The sequence below is a fragment of the Kineococcus gypseus genome, from assembly GCF_050871305.1.
GTDB classification, from domain to species: Bacteria; Actinomycetota; Actinomycetes; order Actinomycetales; family Kineococcaceae; genus Kineococcus; species Kineococcus gypseus.
The window spans coordinates 1-1,022 of sequence record NZ_JBJLRD010000117.1 but is presented as its reverse complement, the minus strand read 5'-3'; the positions used below and the strand labels follow the sequence as shown (position 1 = coordinate 1,022).

The 1,022-nt window shown below is 70.8% G+C and carries 1 protein-coding gene; it reads right to left on the bottom strand.

Going from position 1 to position 1,022, the window contains the following annotated elements; all coding sequences use genetic code 11:
• The coding region (locus ACRYMN_RS20850) for an alpha-N-arabinofuranosidase (RefSeq protein WP_432499337.1) at nucleotides 1-1,022 on the bottom strand (1,022 nt) is incomplete at both ends.

Here is a 1,022-nt window from a genome sequence, read left to right as displayed (position 1 = left end):
CCCTTGTTCATCTCGAACACGTGGTAGCTCGGGGTCAGCACCAGCGCCTGCCCATCGGTCAGCAGCATCGCCTGCAGCACGTTGACCGTCTGCGCGATGTTCGCCATCACCAGCCGGTCCGCGTGCGCGTGGAAGGCGTCGAAGTGCACCGCGGCCACCAGCGCATCGCGCACCGTGTTCTGCTGGAAGAGGAAGCCGGGGTTCGTGCCCGGCTCGACGTCGAACCAGGTGCCCCACTCATCCAGCACCAGGCCCACGTGCCCCTGCGGGTCGTAGGCGTCCATCACCGCCGCGTGCCCGGCCAAGATCGCCTCGATCTTCCGCGCCTCGAGCATCGTGGCGTAGTAGCCGTCGGTGTCGAAGTCGGTGGCCGAGCCCTTGTGCTCCCAGTCGGTGCCCACCACCGTGTAGTGGTGGAAGGAGATCGCCTGGTACGTGTTCGTCCCGTGCCCGCTCACCGGGCCCGAGCCCAGGTGCCGGCCCAGGTTCTGCATCAGCACCTCCGTCCAGCGGTAGTCCGCATCCGCCGCCCCGGCCGCGATGCGGTACAGCGCGTTGCCGCCCTGGTCCAGGGCGTACGTGCCGAACTGCCGCGCCAGCTGCGCGTACCCGGACGCGCTCATCCCGCCCCCGCAGCCCCACGGCTCGTTGCCCAGCCCCCAGAACGGCACCGACCACGGCTGATCCCGCCCGTTGGCCCGGCGCAGGCGCGCCATCGGCGAGTCGTCGGCGCGGGTGAGGTACTCGATCCACTCCGCCGCCTCGCGCACGCTGCCCGAGCCCACGTTGGCCGAGACGTACGCCTCGGCCCCCAGCAGCTCGCACAGCGCCATGAACTCGTGCGTGCCGAAGGCGTTGTCCTCCACCACGTCACCCCAGTGGCTGTTGACCATCGTGGGCCGCTGCTCGCGCGGGCCGATGCCGTCCCGCCAGTGGTAGGTGTCCGCGAAGCAGCCCCCCGGCCAGCGCAGGTTCGGGATCTGAAGCGCCCGCAGCGCCGCGACCACGTCCGAGCGGATCCC